Below are 19,155 nucleotides of genomic sequence, written 5' to 3' on the forward strand. Positions count from 1 at the left end.
ATTTGAAGATTGTGTGAAATTATATACTTAGACAAGTATCTGTCCTTGAGGTTCTTACTAAGTCTGTGACCAACAGGAGTATTTAGCAGTGACGCGCATCCAGAGGTTTAGCGCCAAGGTCAATCCTCAAAATAGCCTTAGAACCCGGTTGGGACTAGCAATTTGTGGTGTGGCTTTTGTGTTGTCGATATTAGCCAGTCTAATTGTCGGGCACACTACCAGCAAACAAGTCAAAGTAGATGTGGGAAGGTCGCTGGCAGAACTGGCGTACCAAATGAGCGATAAACTAGACCGGGGGATGTTTGAGCGCTACCGCGATATCCAAATTATCAGCACCTTGGATGAGTTAACGAGTTACCCCAACACTTCAACATTTCAAGTACGTGTCCTCTTAGAAAAGCTGCAAAGCACTTATAGTGATTATGCTTGGATAGGTTTTGCCGATCACCAAGGAATTGTCCAAGCTAGTACAGGAAAATTATTAGAAGGTAAAAATGTTTCTCAAAGACCTTGGTTTATCAATGGACTAAAAGCTCCTTATGCGGGTGATGTGCATGATGCAGTAAAACTCAAGCAACTGCTTCCTAACCCAACTGGGGAACCGTTGCGTTTTGTAGATGTAGCAGTACCCGTAATTGATTTTCAAGGAAATCTACGCGGTGTACTTGGCGCTCATTTGAGTTGGAATTGGTCTAAAGAAGTCGAAAAATCGCTGTTGCGTTCGGTGAAAGAGCGTAATAAAGAAATGTTCGTTCTCAGCTACAATGGTGATGTGTTATTAGCACCATCAGGATTTAATGCCCAACTGCAAAACCTAGCGAGTGTGAAAGCAGCACAAAGAGGGATCAGCAGCCATATAGTTGAAATCTGGCCAGATAATCAAAAGTACCTCACCGGCTTTGTCCAGAGTAATGGTTATCGTAATTATCCTGGTTTACAGTGGCTGGTGTTGGTACGCCAAAAAACAGATATTGCCTTTGCTCCAGTCAGGCGACTACAACAGCAGATATTTACCTGGAATATAATTTTAGGGGTAATTTTTGCTGTTTTAGGTTGGTTAGTAATAACTGCAATCACCAACCCCATGTTAGCGATCGCTACAGCCGCTAACCAAATTCGTTTTGGTAATAAACAAGTTAAAATTCCTGTACTACGAGGCAGAGATGAAATTGCCAATCTATCTCAATCCCTCAGCCGGTTAATTTCTACTTTGACTCAGCAGGAAAACGACCTAAAAGCTAGTAACAACCAGTTGCAGATAGAACTTACGTCAAAACTGGTAACGCAAGAAATGCTACATCAAAGCGAACAAAAGTTTCGCCAGTTAGCAGAAAACATTCAAGAAGTCTTTTGGCTCAAAGACCTAAATAGCAACAAAATAATCTATGTTAGTCCAGTCTATGAGCAGGTATGGGGTCGTAGTTGCCAAAGTTTATATATTAACGCCAATTCTTGGATAGATGCGGTTCATCCAGAAGATAAGGAATACGTACTCGCCACCAGAGAGAACAACCCTAAGAGCACTTATGACAATGAATACCGTATTATCCAGCCTGATAAGTCAGTACGCTGGATCTGGGAGCGCAGCTTTTTAGTAAACAATAACTTTGGAGAAATTTATCGTCAAGTAGGTATTGCCCAAGATATCACTGAGCGCAAGCAAGCAGAAGAAACACGTTTAGCCCTCGAAAAAGAAAGAGAAGTCAGCGAACTTAAATCTCGATTTATTTCCATCGCCTCCCATGAGTTTCGCTCACCATTAACTAGTATTCTCTTAACTTGTGATTTGTTACACAAATATAGTCACAAATTAAATGAGGATAAAAAAGACCGATATTTTGAGCAAATTAAATCAGCCGTCACTCATCTTAATCAAGTCATAGAAGATATTTTAGTGATTGGAAGAGCAGAAGCAGGAAAACTCAATTTCAGCCCTGCTCCCTTAGATTTAATAGATTTATGCTGGCAAATAGTTGGAGAACAACAGTTTAGCGCTGGCGATCGCTATCATATTAACTTTGTGGAACAATGCATTTATGGTTGCGATACCAAAAAATTGCCTTTAATGGATGAAAAACTTCTGCGATATATTCTCAGTAATTTGCTTTCCAACGCTATTAAGTATTCACCTGAAGGCGGCAACATTCAATTTGAACTAACTTGCGATCACAACAGTGCCATATTCCGCATCCAAGACGAAGGAATTGGCATTCCTAAAGAAGACCAAACCAAGCTCTTTACTTCCTTTTTTAGATGTAGTAATACAGAAAAAATTTATGGAAACGGGCTAGGATTAAATATTGTAAAAAACGCCGTTGAATTACACCAAGGGAAAATTACCTTTCAAAGTGAAGTAGGTGTGGGTACAACATTTACAGTTATCCTGCCGCTGAATTACGCTGTCGCTATAGGAAAAATAGAATGATATGTTAATAAATTAAAATTATGAATCATCAAACCTACAAGCTTCTTGGCGCTAAAAGATGTGTATTTGCCATCAGCATAGCATCCCTGACTACTTTGCTAGCAATTGGCCCCACTGCTGCTGACTCCCCTAAAAATCCCATTATTGAAACACAGACAAAACAACTCCGCCCAACTCGTATTACATCAGAGGAAATCAGCCAAGTTAAACAAGTATTACCTCGCCGGAATATACTTGTTAAACATGCATTCCGAATTAATTTACCAGATTTTGGTTCCTGTCTATTCGTACCAATACAAGAATTCCCACAAGGTTCCAAAAAAGCCAAGCTTTCTTTATATCTAGTCAAGAATAAACGAGTACTCTATACTTTACCTCAATCCCAACAAGTTCAACCTTGGAACTTCTTAGCGTTGAAAGCTGTATCTTTTCTAGAACTAGATTTTGATGGGCCTGATGAAGATGGCATTCTTCTCATTGGTAGTTACATGACTAGCGATTTTCCTAGCTCTCGAAATTTACCTCTAAGAACACCTAAACCTTTTCCAGTAGCAATTCTGTACCATAGAAAAAAAAATGGATTTGAAGTTTATGAAGATATTAGTAAAAAACTGACACAGCGTCAGGTCAAGACGATCACCGAAGCTAAGAATATTTTAAGAAGAGATTTTGGTTTTATACCATAATCTTAAATAGCAATTTTTAACTTTCAATCATCACTCAAAGTTTCAATTAACAAATCCACTTGTTGCTGTCGCTGCTGCAAGAAACTTTCGCACTGGCGCAAATATTCAACAGCCTTAGCAAATTTATCAAATACCTCTTCCAATTCCAACTCACCCGCTTCGATGCGAGCGATAATTCCCTCTATTTCCACAACCTTTGCTTCATAATTCCAGCCTTCCATTGAGTCAGAACTAGAAGAATTCTTACGTTTAACCATTCAAATCTTGACGTCCTTGGCGGTTTATTAATCTTTCACTTCCATGACTTTCACTTTAACTTCCCCTTGACCCAACTGAATCACCAATTTCTCGCCTACAGCTAACTCCGTAGCAGAACGAGCGATCGCACCATTTTCTTGTCTAACCACAGCATAACCACGCTGTAACACAGCCTTTGGATCAAGAGTTGCTAACTTTTGCCGTAACATTTCTAGATGTTGGTTTGCTTGTTGCGATCGCCTTGTTGTTACTTGCATTAGTTGTTGGCGCTTCCAAGTTAGCTTTTGCATTTCTTGTTGCACTTGCCGATCTAACCGTAAACGCCGCAAGCGATTTTGCAATACTTGCAGTTGGTTTGCAGCAGTTTCGCAAGAGTAAGCCACCGCCTCATGTAAAGCAGTCACTCGCTGCCGATGTTGAGTATATAGCTCCCAGAGTGATGGTACAACCATTTCTGCCGCAGCAGTAGGAGTATGCACACATGCATCTGCAACTAAATCTGCTAAAGATTCATCTCTTTGATGACCAATGCCAGTAATTACTGGTATTGAACAATTAGCAAGCGATCGCACTACTCGTTCATCATTAAAACAAGCCAGTTCCTCTACCGCGCCTCCTCCCCGTGTTAAAATTAGCACCTCTGCACGACCATCTCGTTCTACTCGCTCAATTGCTTTAACTATCGATTCTGGCGCTTGCTCACCCTGCACTGTAGCGGGAGAAAATAAAACGTGTAAACCAGGATATCGTTGTTTGAGAGTTTTTTGAATATCACCCCAGGCCGCCGCAGTTGGTGAAGTGACAACGGCGATAGTTTGAGGATGGAAAGGAAGCGATCGCTTTCTTTCGAGATCAAATAATCCCTCAGATAGCAAGCGGTTTCGCAACTGTTGATAACGCAGCGCCTGTAAACCCACACCAGCTGGCAAAGCCTGCCACACTGATAGCTGATATTCTCCCCTTTGAGGATAAACTCTCATGCTACCCAAAATAATTAACTGCTCGCCAGGAATAGGTAGCTGTGCGAGTTTTGTCAATTGACTATTCCACGCCACACACTTAATTCCTGCGGTTCCATCCGGATCTTGCAGTGTGAAAAATAACCCACTGCGATGATGATTAGCGCTGGAAACTTCTCCAGTCACCCAAACTTGCCGCAGTTGCTCATCTTGTTCTAAAAGCAAGCGGATGTAATCGGTTAACCCAGCTACAGAAAGTGCGGTATCGGGAATTAAAAATTTAGCAAAATCAGAAGTCATCAAAGATGCTCAAATGGGACAAAGACTGGATACAGTAGCTTAAAGTCTATCCAAATCCTAGCAAATCCCTGTATTTGACGGATCTGTTGATAGCGTGGCAATCAGCCTAATGTACGCAAATAAATTTGGTATAATAGAGACAACTCGTCAGATATACAATTTCTTCTTGCTGGAATATTTACGCAAATTTTGCATTATATATAAACGACGAGGACAAAAGCAGGTTCGGTAAGAAACTGCCAGACAAAACCTCAGCGATCGCTAATTGGTAATCGTAACCACCCTGCGCCCTATAATAAAATTTTATCGGCATCAAAGCGTATTGGTTTGCCTTTTGCGCGCTACAAAATCTCACCTTACTTAGAGAGGCTATCTAAATCAAGTAGAGATCAGGTTACGATCTTGTCACACTTGTTTGTCTAAAAAGCCCTATTCCAGAATTTTCTGGCTAAAATAGTATATCTGTTCTACTCAAGCTCCAATCCCAACACTCCTTAAATTCATCTATTTCAGAGGCAGGAATGGCTATCAACACCGATACTTCTGGCAAGCAAAAAGCGCTGAATATTGTACTCAACCAGATTGAGCGTAGCTTCGGTAAGGGAGCAATCATGCGCCTAGGCGATGCTACCCGGATGCGGGTGGAGACGATTTCTACTGGGGCACTCACCCTGGATCTAGCATTGGGTGGCGGTTTACCCAAAGGACGGGTAATCGAGATTTATGGCCCGGAAAGTTCCGGTAAAACGACAGTAGCACTACACGCGATCGCCGAAGTGCAAAATGAAGGTGGTATTGCTGCCTTTGTTGATGCTGAACACGCCCTTGATCCCACTTATGCTGGAGCTTTGGGTGTTGATATCGAAAATTTGTTGGTTTCGCAGCCTGACACAGGGGAAGCCGCTTTAGAAATTGTCGATCAGCTCGTCCGGTCTGCCGCAGTTGACATTGTAGTTATTGACTCCGTGGCAGCACTAGTTCCTCGGGCCGAAATTGAAGGCGATATGGGCGATGCTCACGTTGGTCTTCAGGCAAGGTTAATGAGCCAAGCTCTACGTAAAATAACTGGTAACATTGGTAAATCTGGATGCACAGTCATCTTTATTAACCAACTGCGGCAAAAAATTGGTGTTACCTATGGTAGCCCAGAAACCACCACTGGCGGTAACGCCTTAAAGTTTTATGCTTCAGTGCGCTTAGACATTCGCCGGATTCAAACCTTGAAGAAAGGTACAGATGAATTTGGTAACCGTGTCAAAGTCAAAGTTGCCAAAAATAAAGTAGCACCGCCCTTTAGAGTTGCCGAATTTGACATTATTTTTGGTAAAGGAGTTTCTACTTTAGGTTGTCTTGTTGACCTAGCAGAAGAAACTGGCATTCTGATCCGTAAAGGTGCTTGGTATAGCTACAACGGCGATAATATCTCCCAAGGTCGAGACAACGCCATCAAATATTTAGAAGAAAAGCCGGAATTTGCTGCACAAATTAAGCAGCTAGTACGTGAAAAGCTAGACAAAGGGGCTGTTGTTTCTGCTAACTCTGTAACGAAGGTTAGCGACGAAGAGGAAGAAGTCGAATTAGAAGAAGAATAGTAGTTAGAGAGTTCGATAAGCCAATACAGTTCAGTTAATGGTAACCGTCACCCCGTCGGTTTGTTAAGATAGCCCCAGGCATTAGTTCCTGCGGGCTTATCTGAGAACTGAAAACCACTAACTGAACTGTATTTATTAGGTTAAAAATCTTGAAAAGCCGATTATAGAAGCAATGTTTCTTCTGCCATCTTGCACTATTGATCATAAATTATTAGTTGCATTATGGCACTTCAGATACAACGACTGAATTCAAATATATAGGTTATGCAACTAATTTACTCTACCAATATGTAGGGTAAATTTTTTTTGATTAGTTTGGAAAGCGTTTATCTGCTAAAAAAGCGGTCTAAAATTTCTGACTTTTCTTCTGCACTAAAAGTATTATGTTGGTGTATATATTTGTCAATTAAAATTGAGTCTCTAGCAATGTGTAGAGCATCGTTTGGGTTTTCAAATAAATACTTTTGTGTATCATTTGATTTACTAATTATTTTTTCTAAATTGGAGTCTATTCCAGGTACAAGCTGCATCAGCAACTCTATTGCCACAGTCGGCAAGGCACGGCACGTATGATTAACAAAAAAATCAAAAGTTAGATTGCCTAATCGAATACGATCGCCATCATTAAGCTTGATTGCCTGATAAATCGGTTCACCATTCACAAATGAACCATTGGTACTGTTAAAGTCTATTAAGTAGAAGCCTTGATTATTAATATATTGAATAGCAGCGTGGCGAGGAGACAAATATTTATCAGCAACATATATGCCACTACTACAATCCCGGCCTATTGTCCAGATTTGCTGTGGCTGTTGTAAACTTTGTGTTTTGTTTTCACACAAATTAGTAACTACATAAACACAAGAACCATCTACTACACCCTGTAAATAATACGGCTTCACTCCTGTAAAAGATGTCTGAGTTAGGTTTTCTAACTGGAGAATATCATCTAGAAGGCTGCTATGTTGTTCATACAACTTGAGGAATACTTGAAATAAACTTAATCGCCTCTCTAGTTCCTTCTCTTGCAACTCAGTCATCATAGATAAGCCTTTTACTGCTAAAAAATGTGACTTGCTGTTTTCGGTCATTATTATTTTTTATTAGCTTACTATTAGAAATAATTTACTTGCTACTACTACGTACACAGTTGATCTGCTGAAGAGCATTGATTTGTTAACCTTTTAATTGAAAGTTTTCCAAGCCTTAGCCGTCATAAATGTCATGAAAAATTTTATAAAAAAGTATTGCTTTATGTTTTATTGTAAATTATTTTTTTATAAATGTAACAGAGAAATTATTAAAATTTTACTATCTAAAAATCGTCAAAAACAAGGTATTGCTTCGCTATCTACCAGCGAAATTTAATATTAAGCAGTTACGCTCATACTAAGCATAATTACCACAGCATTAAACCGATAATTTAGATACAGCGTTTTTAGCTTTAAGTATTCAGGATACTCATCTCTTACTGCCTAGATAGCGCCTTAATAATTAAAATATTTTTTATTATTAAATTTACAATAGTGAATTAGCTGAATCTAACAATCCCACCTAAATCTCGACATTTCAATCACAGCAGCCCTCGTTTACCATTAGGGCGCACTGTCATCCAATTGGTCTTAGCTAGTACCAACTGCTCATCAGAAATCTTGGCACCAGTGAGATTGGCTCCACACAGATTAGCTCCTCGGAGATTAGCATTACTGAGATAAGCATTGCTGAGATCTGCTCCTCGCAGGTCTGCTCCTTCTAAATCAGCATTATTGAGGTAAGCTTTGCTCAAGTTAGCATCTCGGAGATTAGCATCAGTGAGACTAGCTCTTCCAAAGTCACTGTTATGAAGATTAGCTCCCTGGAGGTTGGTTTTCTGCAATTGAGCGGAATTGAAATTCGTCCCTGATAAGTCAGCACCTTGCAGGTTAAGCATACTCAAATTGTGTAGAGCAAAATCTCGTCTCCCCTTAAGATAGGCGGTTAGTAAACCTTGAGTATTTATCTTACGTACAACTTTAGAATTCTGAATTGGCAAACTACTAGTGTTGCTGCTATCCAAAATTGTTGGTTTTGCCATTAGAACTCCTGGGCGCATTCCTCCTGCCTGCAAGCCAACGCTTTCTACTGACTTAGCTCGTCTAGCCCGAATTGCAGCTGCTACCTGGGCTACTCCTGCACTAGTAGAATTACTAGGAGAGTTATTACATAAAACAGCAGAATTTGCTACATGATTATGTGCTTGTTCTTTAACGCATAAATCTGATTTAGTCAGCATTCCCTTAGCCAAACTGTCTAGGTAAGGTTCCATTTCTAAGCCCCTGAGTACTTCTTGGGCTGACTTGTAGCGATTGCGGACTGATACCTCTAGCATTTTCCGTAACACACTTGTCAAGTGATCACTCACTTGTACAAGCGATTCCCATATCATTTCACCAGTTGTGGGATTGTATTCTAAATCTTTAGGAGACTTACCAGTAAGTAAATAAATACATGTTACCCCCAGAGCGTAGATATCACTGGCATATACTGGACGCATAGCCATTTGCTCTGGAGGCGCAAAACCAGGAGTACCAATTGCATATGCAGTTAATGCTGTTTGCTCTGATTGGCCCGTTATACCTTGAGTAACTTGATTTTTGACTGCACCAAAGTCGATCAGCACCATTCTCGCATCTTGAGTGCGACGAATTAAATTGGCTGGTTTAATATCACGGTGAATCACCTTTTGCTCATGAATGTATTGCAGCAACGGCAGAATTTCACTTAAGAATTGCTTGACTCCGGTTTCAGTAAAGTTGCCATTATGTTGGATCTCCTGCTGCAAGGTAGCACCGCTAATATATTCCTGAACTAAGTAGAATTGTTGATGCTCTTCAAAATAGTCTAGCAGCCTTGGAACTTGGGGATGATTGCCAATTTTACCTAAAGTTTTAGCTTCTCGCTCAAAGAGTTCTCGCGCCATCTGCAAAACGTGCGGTGCGGTTGCGGAGGGACGTAGCTGCTTAATTACGCAACTTGGTTCTCCTGGTAAAGCCTGATCGTAGGCTAAAAAAGTTGCACCAAAGCCACCTTGACCTAATGGTTTAAGCACCTGATAGCGATCGCTCAAAAGTAGTTGCGAACCGCAAGACTGACACCTTTGGCTATATGCCAAATTTTCTGGATGAGGACAGGTAGGATTTAAGCAGTAGCTCATGCATTGACAACTCGCTACACGAATAATAATGAGTAGAGTTACACTCTCACATCATTATTGTGATTCGGAATCGAATTGTGCCAGGTAATTTCTGCTGGAAAAGCTTTAAAGTTTTCCTAAAGTTTGCACTGGGCTTACGTAAAGTCAAGCCGATTTTACTATCCTTAATTATACTTAGGCTTAAAAGTAGTTATTAGAGGATGTTTTAACTTATATTTGCTAATCTGTTTATGACTTGTCGCAAGTGTTAAGTTATATTTTCATTATCATTAAGTATTAATTACATATTTTAAGTAAATTAACTTTGTTTGAGTTTGCTTTGATAGCAGATTTTCATCCTTGGCAGAAATATTGATCGGTATTGTCTAACCTTTAGGCTCTGAATCCCAAATATTGGTCTAAATTATGTTAACTAATATCTGAAAATCTGTTCAGATATCATAGAGTAATCTTACGAAGAAATGGAGAAAATTATGGCAACCGTAAACCAAATGAAGTGTGCCTGTGAGTCTTGCCTATGTATCGTTTCACTTGAAGATGCCATTAATAAAGACGGCAAATACTACTGTTCTGCTGGCTGTGCTGAAGGTCATAAAACTATCCCAGGCTGTGGCCACACTGGCTGTGGCTGTTAATTAGTGCTGAGTTGTAAGTGCTGAGGAGCCACTTGCTACCCTGCGGCTTGCCGCTACTCTGCGAGAAAGCTTTGCCAATCATCAATGTATCTACGGGTGTCTACAAGCCTGGCGACCGAACGCGCTGGCTCCTCAACACTCAGCACTATTTTAGTTACAGGCTAGAAAGCACATCTCTTGCGACTGCTAGAGTCTGTTCAATATCTTCCTCAGTGTGAGCAAAAGAAGTAAATCCAGCTTCAAATTGAGATGGCGCTAGGTAAACACCGCGCTCTAGCATACCGCGATGAAAGCGTCCAAATTTGGCTGTATCCGAATTTTTGGCATCTTCGTAGTTATGAACTGGGCCAGAAGTGAAGAATAACCCAAACATGGCACTGATGTGACCACCACAAGCTGCGTGACCAGTTTCTTGAGCAACTTGCAGCAAGCCATCTGCTAGTTTTTGAGTAATTCGGTCAAGATACTCGTAAGTACCAGGTTTTTGCAGCAATTCCAGGGTCTTAATGCCAGCAGTCATTGCTAGAGGATTGCCAGAAAGAGTCCCTGCTTGATAAACAGGGCCAGCAGGGGCAACCATTGACATAATATCCCGGCGACCGCCATAGGCTCCTACTGGTAACCCACCACCAATAACCTTACCCAACGTTGTCAAATCGGGGGTAACGCCAAACTTTTGTTGAGCGCCACCATAGGCGATGCGGAAGCCAGTCATTACTTCGTCAAATACTAATAATGCTCCATGCTCATGGGTAAGTTCCCTTAAACCTTCAAGGAATCCAGCATCAGGAGGAATAAACCCAGCATTGCCAACAACTGGCTCAAGAATCACACCAGCAATCTCATCACGGTTTTCTTCAAATAAAGCTTTGACTGCTTCTAAATCATTGAAAGGCGCAGTCAGAGTATTGTTAGTTGCCGATTTAGGCACTCCTGGGGAGTCAGGTAAGCCGAGTGTAGCAACACCAGACCCAGCTTTTACTAGGAACATATCGGCGTGACCGTGATAACACCCTTCAAACTTGATGATTTTATCTCGGTTGGTGAAAGCCCGCATCAGCCGCAGCACGGACATACAAGCTTCTGTACCAGAATTGACAAATCGTACCATTTCGATGCTGGGAACTGCATCGATGACCATTTCTGCTAAGACATTTTCCAGTACAGAGGGAGCGCCGAAACTAGTACCTTTTTCTAATGCTTCATGCAGCGCTGCAATTACTTCTGGATGGGCATGACCGCAAATAGCAGGTCCCCAAGTGCCTACATAGTCGATGTATTTGTTGCCATCTACATCCCAAATATACGCTCCTTTAACACGATCAAAAACAATAGGTTGTCCACCTACGGATTTGAAGGCGCGGACTGGGGAACTCACTCCCCCTGGCATGAGATTTTGGGCAGCAGCGAAGATCTCTTGTGATTTTGTAGTTTTAATCGTTGTATTTACCAAGGTTCTCTCCTAAATCGGTGGCAAATAAAAAGCTCTATCTTAGAATAGGGTTAAAGACTGCTTAGAATTTCTATCGTATAAAATTAGAGGAACCAGGAAAATAACATTATGTTATGCAAGTCTAACCAAGACTTGCCTTTAGAGATTCGTAATCGATTATCTGAGACCTAGCAGGATATTTACCGAGCAGCTTTTAACTCAGCAGTTCATTGGTATGGTGAAGCAGCAAAAGCTCATCAAGTTGCTTTAAGTGCTGTTAAAATGCAGTCTGCTATGAATAAAAATGCTGCTTTTGAAGGCTAAATTAGAAGCTTAAATAAAAAATCGTACTAGCTGCCCTATTCTGAGATGGTATCGTGAATCCATGAATCATTCTCACTAGAAAAAATTAGCTGGTATGTTTTCTACTGAACCGCATTCACTGCACAACACTATTCCTGTTGAAAAAATTCATTATAATGAACAGGGCTTAGTGCCGGCAATAGTTCAAGATTATCTCGATGGCACTGTCTTGATGATGGCGTGGATGAATCGGGAATCTTTACAAAAAACTTTGGAAACTGGAGAAACTTGGTTTTGGAGTCGTTCCCGTCAGGAGCTATGGCACAAGGGGGCGACTTCTAGTCATGTTCAGAAAGTGCAGAGTATTCGTTATGACTGTGATAGTGATGCGCTACTAATTGGCATAGAGCAGGTAGGAGATATTGCCTGCCATACAGGTGAGCGTAGTTGTTTTCATCAATTAGATGGGCAAATAGTTCCACCACCTGGAGATACTTTATCGCAGCTATTTCAAGTGATATGCGATCGCCGCGACAATCCATCAGAAAATTCTTATACTTGTCAATTATTTGCAGGTGGCGATAACAAGATTTTGAAAAAGCTGGGCGAGGAAACTGCTGAGGTGGTTATGGCCTTTAAGGACGATGATAGCGATTCCATTGCAGGGGAAGTTGCAGATTTGCTTTATCATACACTCGTTGCCTTAGCCCACCATCAAGTTGATTTGAAGTCGGTATATCGGAAGTTGCAAGAGCGTCGTCGGTAGAGCAAAAAAAGCCAATTAAATCTAGCAACTCTATCATCAATGCTGTAAATAAAAAGTTATTAACTAGGTAACAGAGGTAACTAAGAACTAGGGCGTTGCTTGCTGAAAGGGAACTGACAAATAACGGCTATGCAAGATGCCATACAAAAAATAGGGCAATTGTAGTTTCAGCTAATCTTGGCATGACTTACACGTAAAGGACTTACGTGCAAAGGTTGTATGTTGAGATTGGGTGTAAGAGAGTAAAGGTGTGTAGACGCGACTTCAAAGGCTTCTCCTTGAGTAGATGTAAGAATTTCATCATCTACACCCCTAAACTTTTATATCCCTAAACCCATTGTCCCAACGCTTGATGAGTGCGTATCACTGAGTAAATTCTGTTTATCAAAAAATTAATGTTTTTGTAATTCTTATCATTAGTGGACATTTTCCTCACAGATTCCACAGAGTTTCCACAGGGATTTTAGCAGTTTTCCACAGATGCTCTACGAGACGATAGGCTCTTGCCGCCTTACTGGGGATTTTTTGCTTCTAAGGGCAAGGAATCTCAGTGACTGAGTTTTTGTTAAATTGAGTAACAAAAATCAATACCAAACCCTGATGATTTCGTTAGCAAATATTTTTTATACCATCGTTTTTAACATTTCGCAGCATTGACAAACCTACCCCCTCTTAGCGCACAATGATTCGGCTTGCTGTTGTAGTTCGTTGAACCCGTTAACATCAAAGTGTGTAAAATACCTCAGATGTTGGTGGAAATTGTCGGCCAGGCAAAAAATTGTATGTGTCGCTCCAATCTGCTCGCTGCAAGCAACTAGTCCCTCTTGATTGTCCTCAGTGGAGGAAAATCTTATGAATGCAACGGTTAACATCTTTACAGAAATTCCGGAAACACTTCACGAATCCCTCAAAAGCTACTTAGAAACACATCCTGATTGGGATCAAAATCGAGTACTGACGGCAGCACTGTCACTATTTTTGCTTCAAAATGGAGATAGCGATCGCCGTGCCGCTCGTGTTTATCTGGAAACTTTATTCCACCACAGCTAAGTAAAACAGCCCTATAATGATTCAGTTTTGACAGCCTACTTTGTCAGTGCGATTATTAACGGTGCTAGTCATGTTCATGCTCTCGTATGGGCAAAACATAACCTTTAATTCTTCAAAAGAATTAAGTTTTTGTGTTCGTCTTGAGATTGATGAAGGCATTCTACAAAATTTAAAGATGCTGTTCTATTGGTAAAAACCCCTACAAATTTCGATTCAAAGTCAAATATTAATAAATTTGTAGATGGAACAGACAAAGCCATAAATATATTTGTTGGGAATTGTTATGGCTTGGCGGGATTCTATGGTATCCGTGTGCTTCCAAATTCAAAACGTCACAGTTTTGAATAACCATTCCATAAAATACTTAAAAATTATCCTCCGCAAGGAGGATTTATTATCAAATTTATTGGTTATATATTTGGGAAATATTCAGTTATGCAAATATATACTTTCTTACATAGCCAGCATTTCAAGCTTAACTATCAATCTTTAAAATAAATGCTTGGTCTGTATAGGCGCACTATATATTTATGGTGTGACTTTGGGCGACTGTGTTAACCTTGGTTTGAGTTAAGCCCAAAGAGTTCACCAATTTTGACAGCAAGCATACTTATTAGCCGTAAGCCAAGAGTTAAAAAACTCTCAACCATAGACTATAACTTAGGAATTAACTTCTAACTGCGGGGAATGAGTAGGACATTCAAATTTATAACCTACCCCACGTACTGTCTGAATTAATGCTGGCTGACTAGCATCGGCTTCAATTTTCTTACGAATTTGGCCGATATGTACATCTACAACCCGTTGGTCGCCCACATATTCATAATCCCACACCTCTTGAATAAGTTCTGCTCGCCGCCACACTCGACCTGGATGGCTAGCTAAAAAATGTAACAAATCAAATTCCAAAGCGGTTAAGGGTACTGCTTGGTTGTTCAATGCTACTTCCCGCCGCACTGGATCAATCATCAACTTTTCAAATACCAGACGTTTCTGTTCTGCAGTGGTTACAACCCGCTGACGCCTCAAGATAGCTGCAACTCTGACTTCCAGTTCTCCCAGCCCAAATGGTTTAGTGAGATAGTCATCAGCACCTTTAGAAAAGCCGCGAATCTTGTCAGCTTCATCTGCGCGGCTAGTCAGCATAAGAACAAAAACACCATTACGACTTTGCATCTCTTGGCAGAGGTTAAACCCGATTACATCTGGTAAATTTACATCTAAAATCACCAAATCTGGGTTAAATTGCTCAAATAGTGCTAAGGCTGTCTTACCATCCTCAGCCGCTTCTACTTGATAGCTCTGCTTAATCAAAAAGCGTTGGATTAAATTCCGAACCGCTAGGTCGTCGTCAACTACAAGAATCTTGGCAGGAGCCATGACCATCACTTTGCACAAAAATTCATAGGATTAACAAGGGGATTGCGTAAAAACGCAATTTCGACTTTGGGAATCAATAAAGAATCTACAAGGCTAAGGGATGCATTTCCTGATTATCTTAAAAAAATAGTTTAATCAAGATTCTGGACAATATAATACTAAAAATCTTTTGGTAGCCTACCCTGTATCTAAGTGCAGCTACTATAGTAGTTAAATTTGTGCCCAGTATGCACTTGTTCTATCCCAAGCCACAGCAATTTAGTAATTTAGAATACTTTATTATCCCAATCAAGTGGTAATTTAAATTGTTACAATTTTAAATCGATATGCGGATCGATACCACCAACAATTATGAAACTCATTGATGAAAACTCCATCTGAGTAGGCTGAGTGGCTAAATTGGCAACAGAAAAGTTATTTTTTCATAAAAAATGCATTTTAGGTATCCCTAGTTCAAATTCTAGAGTAAAGCTCTAACTGGTCAACGACATGGGGATATACACTGAGTTATAACAATATGTTAAAGTGACTTATAGTTAAAATTCCCCAGTCGATCAAACTAACCCATGCTACTATCCAGGTAGGGCATAAAATTGATCGGCGTATTGGTTCCGAATCAAGATAAAACCTAAAGTTGTATTTACGTCAACAAAAGACTGCCGCTGACTGAGGCTGAAGTATAAACTCCCATGAGCGATCAAAATCCCTACGAAAAACTTGGGGTATCAGAAGACGCTAGCTTCGATGAAATTCAGGATGCTCGCAATCGCCGATTGGAGCAACACAGTGGCGATGCCAAGAGTCTAGAAGTGATTGAAGCGGCTTACGACGCGATTTTAATGGATCGCTTACGGATGCGCCAGGAAGGTAAAATTAAAGTGCCTGAGCGTATTCGGTTTCCAGAGTTACGAGTGCAATCGCTCCCGAAAGAAAGCCCAACCCCCCGCGAGCAGTCACCGGCATGGCTGCAAAGAATGCTCGATCAACCAACACCTGCTGATATTGTGTTACCTGGGGTTTGGTATGTGGGTTTGAGTGCTGCTAGTGTGTTTTACCCAGCTACAGGCGATCAGGTTTTGCAGCTGGCATTGGTGGTTGGTGTAGGAATTAGTATTTACTTTCTTAATCGTAAGGAAGGTAAATTTGGTCGAGCAGTTTTGTTTACGCTGGTTGGGCTAATAATGGGCTTAATCATCGGTGGGCTAATTGCTAACTGGCTGTTGTTGCAAATACCATTCATTGGTCTGACACCGAATCAGTTTTCTACGGTGCTGACGTTTATATTGTTATGGTTAGTTAGCAGTTTTTTACGTTAATTTAGGGGCTAGCTTACCATATCTACTTTTTGGGAAGCTACCCGAAAGCAGGTGTCTGAAAATTGGAGATTTTTAATCACTAAAGGGTAATAGATACTTAAACTCATTATCTATTACCCTTTAGCTATTACAGAGATTTTTACCGACGCTCAGATTCTACCCAACAGAAAGCTGCTTTGTATCTGTATATGCGCCCTCTAGGATTAAATCTACTGCAACGCTTAAATCTCGAACAATGAATTCAGGGTGGTAAAGTTCTAATTGAGCGCGATCGCGGATACCAGATTCGACAGCGATCACTTTAATGTCGTGTTTTTTAGCAGCAGTGATATCGGCTTCCGTATCCCCCACCATCCAGATGTCATTAGCAGGAGGTAGTTCTTCGATTGCTCGTGCCATTAATAAAGGCTTATCATCGATATCGCGGGTTTTAACATAATCGTTACTCAGGCAATAACAGCGGTTCTCCGGGAAAAATTTACCTAATTGGAATTTTTGAAAAGCATAGTCGAGTTCCCTAACCCTACGCATTGTCATGACTGCCAAATCAATTCCAGTTTGTTGAATTTTTACCAGTGCGTCCACAGCACCAGGTACGAGGGTGTCATATTGAAAGTACGGTTCTGTATGTACTGTTTGCCGCCGCAGTTGTGCAAACTCTTGTGCTTGCGCTTCGTCCAGTCCTGAATTCAAAGCAATTTGCTTTTCGGGAACCCGCGATCGCTTTAGTTGCCAAAATTCTTCTTTAGAAAGTTCTCGTACTGGTTGGCCTGAACGTCGAGTTTTCTCCAGGCAAAATTGATAAACACGGTAGTATCTTTCGGAAACATCAATAATAGGGCCGTCGAAGTCAGTAATTAGTCTTAGCATCGGCGGAAAATAAAACATTAACTTTTATTAATATTATCTCACCTGTTGCGGTTGAGAGGCAGGCACTGAACAAATTAAAATAACTCATCTGTGTTTAAATCGGCTGGACGAAAATTCACTTTATCTAGTTTATTCAATTTTTTTCTGGGTGATCAGTTGATTCTGTTTTTGATTTAGAAACTAATTTCAATCAAATATGCCAGTAGAGTATATCTATTTACGCTTAACTACTTACTGTCAAAATTCATTACTTCGTATTTTTTGCCATTAGCCTTTAATACAAATTTGGCAGATGAAATTAAAAATTTCATAAAACTAGAACCTAAGTTTAATTTTTTGATAATTGAATTAGGTAATTGACCACATATTTTCTGCAACTCTGTACCTAGTTTCGATATCTTTATTGAAAAAGGCTAGCAATCGCAATCAATCATAATTATCTTTGCTCAATTTGATATTATTCCATGCGATCGCATTTTCTGAAATACTTCCTCAATGCCTCATTTTCTATCCCTGAGATAGAGGCGGATTTTACCTGTGGGTTGAAATTTAATCTCATAGCTGTTTGTGAATTATTTTAACAATATCTCCCCTAAGATGATGTAGAACTAACAGCGATCGCAATTAAACTTGCAGAGTGAAACTAATTTTTTATTTAAATAGCTATGGTAGATATTTATATTCTTGACCTTTTGGTTATTGGTCTACTCTTGCTAATAGTCACATTAGGATCAGGCTGGATTTCACGTTTACCACTTTCATTTTCTCTCATCTATCTAGTGGTAGGTATTTTGTTAGGGCCTTATGGCTTAGGGTTGATTCAATTACGTCGTGATGAAGTATTTAACGCTGAATTTCTAGAGCGAATTACAGAACTTGTGGTAATTATTTCTGTATTTAGTTGTGGCTTAAGAATAGTTCGGCCGCTAAGATTAAAGGCTTGGGATATTACAGTAAGACTCATTGCGTGGTTGATGCCTATTACCATTTTTGCTCTAGCTGTTGTAGGTAAATTCTTTTTAGGAATGGATTGGGGAGCAGCTATTTTATTAGGAGCGATTCTAGCACCAACTGATCCAGTGTTAGCTTCAGAAGTTCAACTAACTGATATAAATGACCAAGATGAGTTGCGCTTTGGTTTAACTTCTGAAGGTGGATTAAACGATGCTTTAGCTTTTCCCTTTGTTTATTTTGGCATTCATGCTTTAAAAGATAACAGCTGGGGTAACTGGTTAAAAAATTGGGTAGCAGTTGATTTAATTTGGGCGATCGCTGCTGGTATTGTTATGGGAATTATTGTTGCTAAAGCAATAGTTTGGATTGATAAAAAAATTCAAAAACGCCGTCAAGCTGATGATTTGATGGAAGATTTCATCGCTATTAGCTTGATTTTCTTGACTTATTCATTGACCGAAATTGTTAATGGCTATGGATTTCTAGCAGTATTTGTTGCTGGTTTAGTTACACAACGAAGTTATAGAAATGCAGAAAAATCTATAGCTCAATTAAAGTTTGTGGAGCGCTTAGAAAAGCTGTTAGAAGTAGGGACAATTTTGGTATTGGGTTCGATATTATTATTCCAACCGATGCTCAATTATGCGGCACAATCTTTGTTAGTGATAGTTCTTTTATTCTTGATTATTCGACCTGTAGGAGTCTGGATCAGCACAATTGGTAAACGTCCTATTGATTCCCGCCGCCGAACTATGAATCCAGGAACTCGATTATTAATAGGCTGGTTTGGCATTCGTGGTGTTGGCTCTTTATATTATCTTGCCTATGCATTTGGTAATGGCTTAGAAGGTGAAACTGCCGAACAAATTTCCTGGATAACTTACACTACTATTGTAGTTTCTGTGATTGTGCATGGAATTAGTGCAACTCCATTAATGAATATGTATGAGCGGTATCTTGCTGAGCACAAACAACCTCATACTCCTGCCACAATTGATGAATTTGAGTGAAGAGAGCTGGGGATTGGGTAACAAAA

Annotated in this window: 15 protein-coding genes and 1 pseudogene; 9 read left to right on the top strand and 7 right to left on the bottom strand. The window is 40.2% G+C overall.

Features of this window, described 5'->3' with window-relative positions:
- Positions 1-88 precede the first annotated feature (88 nt).
- Positions 89-2,425 (top strand): ATP-binding protein, encoded by a 2,337-nt coding sequence (locus AC5JL8_RS01080; RefSeq protein ID WP_495877924.1) that lies wholly within the window; start codon positions 89-91, stop codon positions 2,423-2,425.
- A 20-nt stretch (positions 2,426-2,445) separates the two neighbouring features.
- Positions 2,446-3,111 (top strand): hypothetical protein, encoded by a 666-nt coding sequence (locus tag AC5JL8_RS01085; RefSeq protein WP_495877925.1) that lies wholly within the window; start codon positions 2,446-2,448, stop codon positions 3,109-3,111.
- Positions 3,112-3,134: 23 nt separating this feature from the next.
- On the opposite strand, the gene xseB is transcribed toward AC5JL8_RS01085, so the two are convergent.
- Both xseB and xseA read right to left on the bottom strand, forming a co-directional pair.
- Entirely contained in the window at positions 3,135-3,368 is a 234-nt protein-coding gene (xseB, locus tag AC5JL8_RS01090; protein WP_495877926.1) for an exodeoxyribonuclease VII small subunit, read from the bottom strand.
- Between the two features lie 27 nt (positions 3,369-3,395).
- Positions 3,396-4,628, bottom strand: a complete 1,233-nt coding sequence (gene xseA, locus AC5JL8_RS01095) for an exodeoxyribonuclease VII large subunit (protein WP_495877927.1) — start codon at positions 4,626-4,628, stop codon at positions 3,396-3,398.
- 521 nt (positions 4,629-5,149) lie between these two features.
- Between xseA and recA the strand changes: the two genes are divergently transcribed.
- Positions 5,150-6,220, top strand: a complete 1,071-nt coding sequence (gene recA, locus AC5JL8_RS01100; RefSeq protein ID WP_495877928.1) for a recombinase RecA — start codon at positions 5,150-5,152, stop codon at positions 6,218-6,220.
- Between the two features lie 326 nt (positions 6,221-6,546).
- Here recA and AC5JL8_RS01105 read toward each other — a convergent pair whose 3' ends face one another.
- Positions 6,547-7,311: an FHA domain-containing protein gene (locus tag AC5JL8_RS01105; RefSeq protein ID WP_495877929.1), complete on the bottom strand. Its 765-nt coding sequence runs from the start codon at positions 7,309-7,311 to the stop codon at positions 6,547-6,549.
- Positions 7,312-7,793: 482 nt separating this feature from the next.
- Positions 7,794-9,413, bottom strand: a complete 1,620-nt coding sequence (locus AC5JL8_RS01110; protein WP_495877930.1) for a serine/threonine-protein kinase — start codon at positions 9,411-9,413, stop codon at positions 7,794-7,796.
- A gap of 473 nt (positions 9,414-9,886) precedes the next feature.
- On the opposite strand from AC5JL8_RS01110, the gene AC5JL8_RS01115 reads away from it, so the two are divergent.
- Positions 9,887-10,048: a metallothionein gene (locus AC5JL8_RS01115; protein ID WP_495877931.1), complete on the top strand. Its 162-nt coding sequence runs from the start codon at positions 9,887-9,889 to the stop codon at positions 10,046-10,048.
- Positions 10,049-10,202: 154 nt separating this feature from the next.
- On the opposite strand, the gene hemL is transcribed toward AC5JL8_RS01115, so the two are convergent.
- Positions 10,203-11,501: a glutamate-1-semialdehyde 2,1-aminomutase gene (gene hemL / locus AC5JL8_RS01120; RefSeq protein ID WP_495877932.1), complete on the bottom strand. Its 1,299-nt coding sequence runs from the start codon at positions 11,499-11,501 to the stop codon at positions 10,203-10,205.
- A 108-nt stretch (positions 11,502-11,609) separates the two neighbouring features.
- Here hemL and AC5JL8_RS01125 point away from each other — a divergent pair.
- The 3 genes and pseudogenes from AC5JL8_RS01125 (at position 11,610) to AC5JL8_RS01135 (ending at position 13,599) form a co-directional block, all read left to right on the top strand.
- Positions 11,610-11,804: pseudogene (locus AC5JL8_RS01125) on the top strand (ChaB family protein).
- A 94-nt stretch (positions 11,805-11,898) separates the two neighbouring features.
- Positions 11,899-12,549 carry a bifunctional phosphoribosyl-AMP cyclohydrolase/phosphoribosyl-ATP diphosphatase HisIE gene (gene hisIE, locus AC5JL8_RS01130; protein WP_495877933.1) on the top strand — a complete coding sequence of 217 codons (651 nt, stop codon included), beginning with the start codon at positions 11,899-11,901 and terminating at the stop codon, positions 12,547-12,549.
- A gap of 852 nt (positions 12,550-13,401) precedes the next feature.
- Positions 13,402-13,599, top strand: a complete 198-nt coding sequence (locus AC5JL8_RS01135; RefSeq protein ID WP_495877934.1) for a DUF2811 domain-containing protein — start codon at positions 13,402-13,404, stop codon at positions 13,597-13,599.
- Between the two features lie 660 nt (positions 13,600-14,259).
- On the opposite strand, the gene AC5JL8_RS01140 is transcribed toward AC5JL8_RS01135, so the two are convergent.
- Complete coding sequence (locus AC5JL8_RS01140) at positions 14,260-14,979, bottom strand: response regulator transcription factor (RefSeq protein ID WP_495877935.1); 720 nt, start codon at positions 14,977-14,979, stop codon at positions 14,260-14,262.
- A 689-nt stretch (positions 14,980-15,668) separates the two neighbouring features.
- On the opposite strand from AC5JL8_RS01140, the gene AC5JL8_RS01145 reads away from it, so the two are divergent.
- Positions 15,669-16,295: a CPP1-like family protein gene (locus tag AC5JL8_RS01145; RefSeq protein WP_495877936.1), complete on the top strand. Its 627-nt coding sequence runs from the start codon at positions 15,669-15,671 to the stop codon at positions 16,293-16,295.
- A 156-nt stretch (positions 16,296-16,451) separates the two neighbouring features.
- On the opposite strand, the gene AC5JL8_RS01150 is transcribed toward AC5JL8_RS01145, so the two are convergent.
- Positions 16,452-17,165, bottom strand: a complete 714-nt coding sequence (locus AC5JL8_RS01150) for an HAD family hydrolase (RefSeq protein ID WP_495877937.1) — start codon at positions 17,163-17,165, stop codon at positions 16,452-16,454.
- A gap of 665 nt (positions 17,166-17,830) precedes the next feature.
- Between AC5JL8_RS01150 and AC5JL8_RS01155 the strand changes: the two genes are divergently transcribed.
- Positions 17,831-19,129 (top strand): cation:proton antiporter, encoded by a 1,299-nt coding sequence (locus tag AC5JL8_RS01155; RefSeq protein WP_495877938.1) that lies wholly within the window; start codon positions 17,831-17,833, stop codon positions 19,127-19,129.
- The last annotated feature ends 26 nt before the right edge of the window (positions 19,130-19,155 follow it).

This window comes from Mojavia sp. (genome assembly GCF_059505145.1).